This window comes from Type-D symbiont of Plautia stali, from assembly GCF_001485335.1.
GTDB lineage: Bacteria > Pseudomonadota > Gammaproteobacteria > Enterobacterales > Enterobacteriaceae > Pantoea > Pantoea vagans_C.
Genome location: NZ_BBOC01000151.1, coordinates 1 through 5581, shown reverse-complemented (window position 1 = coordinate 5581; position 5581 = coordinate 1). Strand labels below are relative to the sequence as shown.

The window sequence follows — 5581 nt, the reverse complement described above, 5'->3', positions numbered from 1 at the left end:
ATCAGTACACCTGAATACCGCCATTTCTGGCAGCGCCTTGCGGACGGTGAGATCTTCAGTGGTAAGTATATGAGGCTGGCAAAGGGCAACCGTCCCGTATGGCTAGAGGCAAGCTACATTCCCGTTGCTGACAGGCGCGGGAGGGTTTTTAAAATCATCAAAATAGCCGCAGACGTTTCCGGGCGCGTACAGTCAGCACTGGAACTGGAGTCACTCGTCAATGCCATCAGCCGCTCTATGGCCGTCATTACGTTCGATCCAGCCGGACTTGTACTTGATGTTAACGAAAACTTCCTTAGCGCCACCGGGTATCAGCGGGAGGAGGTCATCGGTCAGCATCACAGGCTATTTTGTAGCGAATCACTGTATAAAAGTGATGAGTACCGGCAGTTCTGGGAAAAACTGAATCAGGGTGAATTTTTCTCTGGCCAGTTCCCACGACTGAATAGTCGTGGTGCCCCGCTTTGGTTACGTGCCACCTATAATCCGGTATTCAGCCCAGATGGCAAACTGTATAAAATTGTGAAATTTGCTTCAGACGTTACCGGTCAGGTCCTGCGAAATCAGAAAGAGCAGGATGCCGCCGTGCACGCGTGGGATATGGCAGTCCAGACACGGGGAAGTGCCCAGACAGGTGCAGACGTAATCGAGAACAGCATCAGAATGATAGACAGGATTGCCCTTGGGATGAGCTCGGTTTCAGCGGATATATCCCGACTCAACAGTCAGTCTGACAGCATTGACGGTATGGTCGAAACAATCCGAAGCTTTGCCATGCAGACAAGGCTAATTGCCCTGAATGCCGCTATTGAAGCAGCTAGGGCGGGTGCCTCAGGCAGAAGCTTTGCCGTTGTCGCCGCAGAAGTCCGCAACCTTGCAGCAAGCGTCAGTGCTGCCACTGAAGAAATCGAACGGGTCGTGGTGGATAACAACCTGCTGGCCAAAAAAGTACTCTGTGGTATAGAGGGCAGTATGGCAAACACAAAGGACGGCGTGGCGCTCATGCGCGAGGCAGGTGAGGTCATTGCCAGTATTCAGATAAACTCAGAAGGCGTGGAGAAAGCCGTCAGGGATGTGGCACATTCAGTGAAAGAGGGACATGCCTGATGGGCTGACTGATATAAAGGGAAGGTTTAGCGGTGTGGAGGAGCCAGAAACCCCAGGGGCGGCCTTATGTTCATCTGGTCCGATATGCTGCCGGTGCCGGTTACGGGCTCTGCATCAGATATCTGGGGGGCAGCCTGACCATGCTTTTGCAGATCGGGTATATAACACGTTTTATCATGCTCCCCCTAAGTACTGCTGCACTTTCCCGCTGACACACATGCTCTCGGCAGCACCGGAATTTACTCTTTTAAAGGTTTCAGTGCGTGCGACTTTGCCAGTGGGAATAGAGGCTCACGGCCTCCCCGTCCTTCTCCATTATTATCCGTTCTCTGGCACAGGCGCCGTTGGGTATGACTTTTTTCCAGTGCCGGTCTGTCAGCTCCGGATATACGGGGATAAAAAACATCCCCGTCAGAAGCCACAGGCGGGATTCAACCCGACTGACTGTCTGAGGTGACAACCAGAGCGGCATGCTGAAACCCAGGGCGCGGGTGTCCGCAATCCGCAGGACCCCCTCAGGTGGCGGTAAATCGGCAAACACGACCGCGGGCAGTGGAGCACGCAGGCAGAGAGAACCGCACCTGGGAAAGCTGTCATCCTCGACCGTAACAGGAGAATCAAGATGTGCCGCAGTGAATATCGGCGGCGGAAGACGTCCTCCAGCTAAAGCGGTCCTCGCTGTGAATCATGCCGGTGAGATTTTCTTCCCGGACAGCCCGGGCGTGCGCGTGTTCAGCAACAGCGCTGCAGAAGGCGCTGAACGCAGATGCTGGCATCTCCCCGAGCGGATAGCGCCGGAAAATGATTTTCCGCTCAGGATGGTTAAGGAGTGACTGTCCGCGGGTCTGTAAAACATTTTTAATGTGTGAACTCAAACCCGTCACGGGATACCAGCGTCCAGGAAAATCAGGCTGCCGCATCTTCCAGCAGCTGTGGGTGAAATCCATTTTTCGTGACGTAATTTTCCTTATGTTATCCGGGAGCATCCGTACTCGTTATTCCCGGATGCCCGAATCAGTAATGGCTGAAACGCTACTTTCCGAGGGGAAACGGCCACCTAACTGAACGGAGTGGCCGCGGCCGGCGCGTGGCCAGTCGGGATAATGATAACCGCGCGACAGTAGACAGCTGAAGATTATGATGCGTACGCGCAGATGATGGCGTCAGACGCCGCGCCGCAGGCTGAGGCTGCCCCGCAGGGAAAGGTAGCGGCCCTCGATGCTGCTCCTGAAAAATGCGTCAGCGTCCGCAGCCGCGCAGAACGCCTGATACACCTTTGCCGGCACCGCGAGCCAGCGCCGGCACGCGCCGTCCCGGTACTCCAGCTCCAGCACGCCGGTGGTCGGATCGTAGCCCGCGCTGCGAAACAGCTGAGACGTGACTTCATGCCTGTTCATGCTGTGGTTCCTGTCCTGGCGATCGCTCACGTGGCCGCCGCCCAAAAAAGTGGGGTGCCGCTGGGCGGCTCCCCGTTCAGGGAATGAAAACAACCGATTTATTATTCTGCTTACGCGGGAGTTATCGGCCGCCCGCCCTTAAACCTGAGCCGGCGTGGAGGTTCACTGTAGCCTGTAACGTCCGTGACCATTGCTGTTCAGGCCTCACGCTGCCCGGAATCCGTCCGCGAGGAGTAGGTGCAGATGTTCATCCGCACTTCTGGCCGCCTCCCGGCGCCAGCCCGACCGCTGCAGCAGTTTATCGAGCGCGGGCAGCTCGCCGGTGATGCGCGCGGGCAGGGGGATGCGCTGGCGGCCGTGCTCGTCAAAGCCGGCGTCGAGCGCGTGACGGTTCAGGTAAATGCCCGATACCGAAGGGCTCAGGCGAAGCTGCCGGCGGCCGCGCCATTCACTCTCTGCCAGCACCATGTAAATCCATCCGGTCAGTTTCACCGCGTGCAGGGCGTGCTGCAACCGGAACAGGTCGTTCTGCCCCTGCAGGTTGCCGTTGCCGGCGCGCCACAGATAGTCGAGCTTGCCGGGCAGGTCGGCACGCAGTCCCTTCACCCGCCCTTCTTTCAGCAGCCAGCTGATGTCGCTGGCAAGCTCCCGGGGAAAACGCCGCTGCTTCTCGGCGGTAGCCAGCCAGCGAGTCAGAAAGAGGTTGTCCTGCGCGGGGGAGGTCGCGACCCCGTCGCGGCGGGCAGTGTGCAGTGCAATCAGCCCGCACCAGGCCAGGTGACTGACGTTCAGATTGTCGTTATCCATAAGAGGCATCCTTCATGCAGGACCACAAAAAAGATTGGCACTGAAATGCGGTATCTTATGACACCATCCCTGCCCGGAGTAGTCTGTTTAGTCTGCACCTGATTCAGCTGTGAAGTCTGACTTCATCCGGGTCGTCGCCCCGGAGCTGTTCAATCGCGAAAATCAGCGAGGGATTACAGACTTCATTTTCCTTTTCGCTGGCTTTTACGAGCTTGACCAGCTCCCGGATCAATCGATTACGATCGGTCTGCTGGCCCCGGTCGGCCAGATTCAGGCAAATCATGCCGGTAATCCGGCAAGCCTCCCAGTAGAGGGATTCTGTCAGTTCATCTTCTGAGTCTTTCATCCGCGTTTCTTCCGTTTGAATCTGATGCATATGAGCATACTGGCGTAGGCAGAGCCTGCTATTATCAGCTTACTGAAAATTGTAGCGGCGGTCAGCAGGCTACTGAAGCCGATATTCAGACGGGCGAGCAGTGCTAAGCCTGTGCTGTGAATGCCGCTTTAGCGGCCTGTTAGCAGCTTATCAGTCAGAAGGTCGGAGGTAAAAGAAGCAGCAGGCCTCTTGCTCTGCAGCGACACTTACCCATGGTCACAGCATCCATTTATCTGCCCCTGCAGCTCCGTCCATCCAGTCCGGGCGGTGGTGGCTGGTCAATGGGGGAAAACGCGATACCCGTGCGACGCGGGTCCGCTTAATTTGAAATAACATTTCCTGCATTTCTGCCGATAAATATGCTGAAAGTTTTTATTATTTTCAGATTTCATAAATTATCAGTCACTTACAATGGCAGGAATTACAGATGACGATTACACAGCGATTGTTGCTCACCTTCTCACTTCTCTCTGCCGCGCTGGTCGCGATGGTCATTGTGGCCGTCATGGTTGCCGGTGGATTTCAGTCCCGCTTTCAGTATGTGCAGGAAAATACCGTTGCGTCATTGCTGGATCTGGGAAAACTGGTAGACGGCAGTAATTCCCTCATTATCTGGCTCTACCGCCACCAGAGCGCAACAGATCCGCGGCGACAGGCTGAAGTCGAAAAGAAAATCGATGAAGCTATCAGTCATATTGAATCACTGAACAACTATTACCTGAATAATGACATATCGAACGAGGAGGACCGGCAGTTGACAGAGAGAGCGTTCTCCACCATCAAACAGGTTGAATCCTCGCTTCCGGAATTTCTTGCTGGCTCACGCGCACAGAATGACGCCATTGCACTGGGGGCACTCCAGAGCAATAACGGTATTGGCGAAGCCGCCCGCCAGTTGATTGCAGGCTACCAGAAACAGCTCAAACTTAACGTGGACATCGGCAGCACCCTGCGTCAGGAAAATGACCGGACTTATCAGGTGACAGTCTGGAGCTTAATAGGGGGCTCCGCACTGGCCATTGCTATTCTGGCCTTCTTTGCGCTCAAAACGGTTTTCGGTATCCGCGGGCAACTCAACGGCATGCGGCAGACTATGGAAAACGCCAGCCAGCGGCTTGACCTGACGCTCAGGGTGGACGAGTCGCGCCGGGATGAAATCGGCCTGACCGCAAAAGCGTTTAATCATCTTATTGAAAACGTCTCAGCCTCGCTGACGAAGGTGGAGGCCTCTGCACAGTCGGTCAGCACTGCCTCTGCGCAGATAGCAGCCGGTAATGAGGACCTCTCATCACGAACCGAGGAGCAGGCTGCCTCGCTGGAGCAGACGGCGGCAAGCATGTCAGAATTGAGTGAAACCGTGCGTCAGACCGCTGAAAACACTCAGCTTGCCAGCCAGCTGGCGAAGAATGCCCGTGATATTTCAGAGGACAGCGCCGGGCGGGTACGCACGCTTCTGGATACAATGGGTGACATCAGGGGGAGCTCAGCAAAAATCACGGATATTATCGGGCTGATTGAAGGCATTGCATTTCAGACCAACATTCTGGCCCTGAACGCTGCCGTCGAAGCCGCGCGCGCAGGGGAACAGGGCCGCGGCTTCGCGGTGGTGGCGGGAGAGGTCCGTAACCTCGCGCAGCGTTCATCCTCCTCCGCCCGCGAAATCAAGGGGCTGATTGAGTCATCCATGGGCTTTGTCGAAGCCGGAGCGACGCAGGCTGAGGGCGTAGGGGAGAATATGTCCCGCATGAATGATGCCGTGCGGCAGGTCGCCGACCTTGTCGATGAGATATCCGTTGCCGCCAGTGAACAGTCTCAGGGTATCGGGCAGGTCCATATTGCCGTAAACCAGATGGATGACGTGACACAGCAGAACGCCGCGCTGGTTGAAGAAGCT

Annotated in this window: 6 protein-coding genes; 2 read left to right on the top strand and 4 right to left on the bottom strand. The window is 56.0% G+C overall.

What is annotated here, in order from left to right; all coding sequences use genetic code 11:
• Positions 1-1107: methyl-accepting chemotaxis protein (locus tag PSSD_RS25300; protein ID WP_058974160.1), on the top strand; the 1107-nt coding region annotated here is incomplete at its 5' end.
• 617 nt (positions 1108-1724) lie between these two features.
• Here the strand turns inward: PSSD_RS25300 and PSSD_RS27645 are convergent.
• The 4 genes from PSSD_RS27645 to PSSD_RS25280 form a co-directional block, all read right to left on the bottom strand.
• Entirely contained in the window at positions 1725-2093 is a 369-nt protein-coding gene (locus PSSD_RS27645; protein WP_153011516.1) for a hypothetical protein, read from the bottom strand.
• A 177-nt stretch (positions 2094-2270) separates the two neighbouring features.
• On the bottom strand, positions 2271-2504 hold the full coding sequence (locus PSSD_RS25290) for a KTSC domain-containing protein (RefSeq protein WP_058974158.1): 234 nt from the start codon (positions 2502-2504) through the stop codon (positions 2271-2273).
• 204 nt (positions 2505-2708) lie between these two features.
• Positions 2709-3311: a DUF2913 family protein gene (locus PSSD_RS25285; RefSeq protein WP_058974157.1), complete on the bottom strand. Its 603-nt coding sequence runs from the start codon at positions 3309-3311 to the stop codon at positions 2709-2711.
• A gap of 103 nt (positions 3312-3414) precedes the next feature.
• Positions 3415-3687, bottom strand: a complete 273-nt coding sequence (locus PSSD_RS25280; protein ID WP_058974156.1) for a DUF2767 family protein — start codon at positions 3685-3687, stop codon at positions 3415-3417.
• 427 nt (positions 3688-4114) lie between these two features.
• Here PSSD_RS25280 and PSSD_RS25275 point away from each other — a divergent pair.
• A partial coding sequence (locus PSSD_RS25275) for a methyl-accepting chemotaxis protein (protein WP_058974155.1) occupies positions 4115-5581 on the top strand: 1467 nt, incomplete at its 3' end.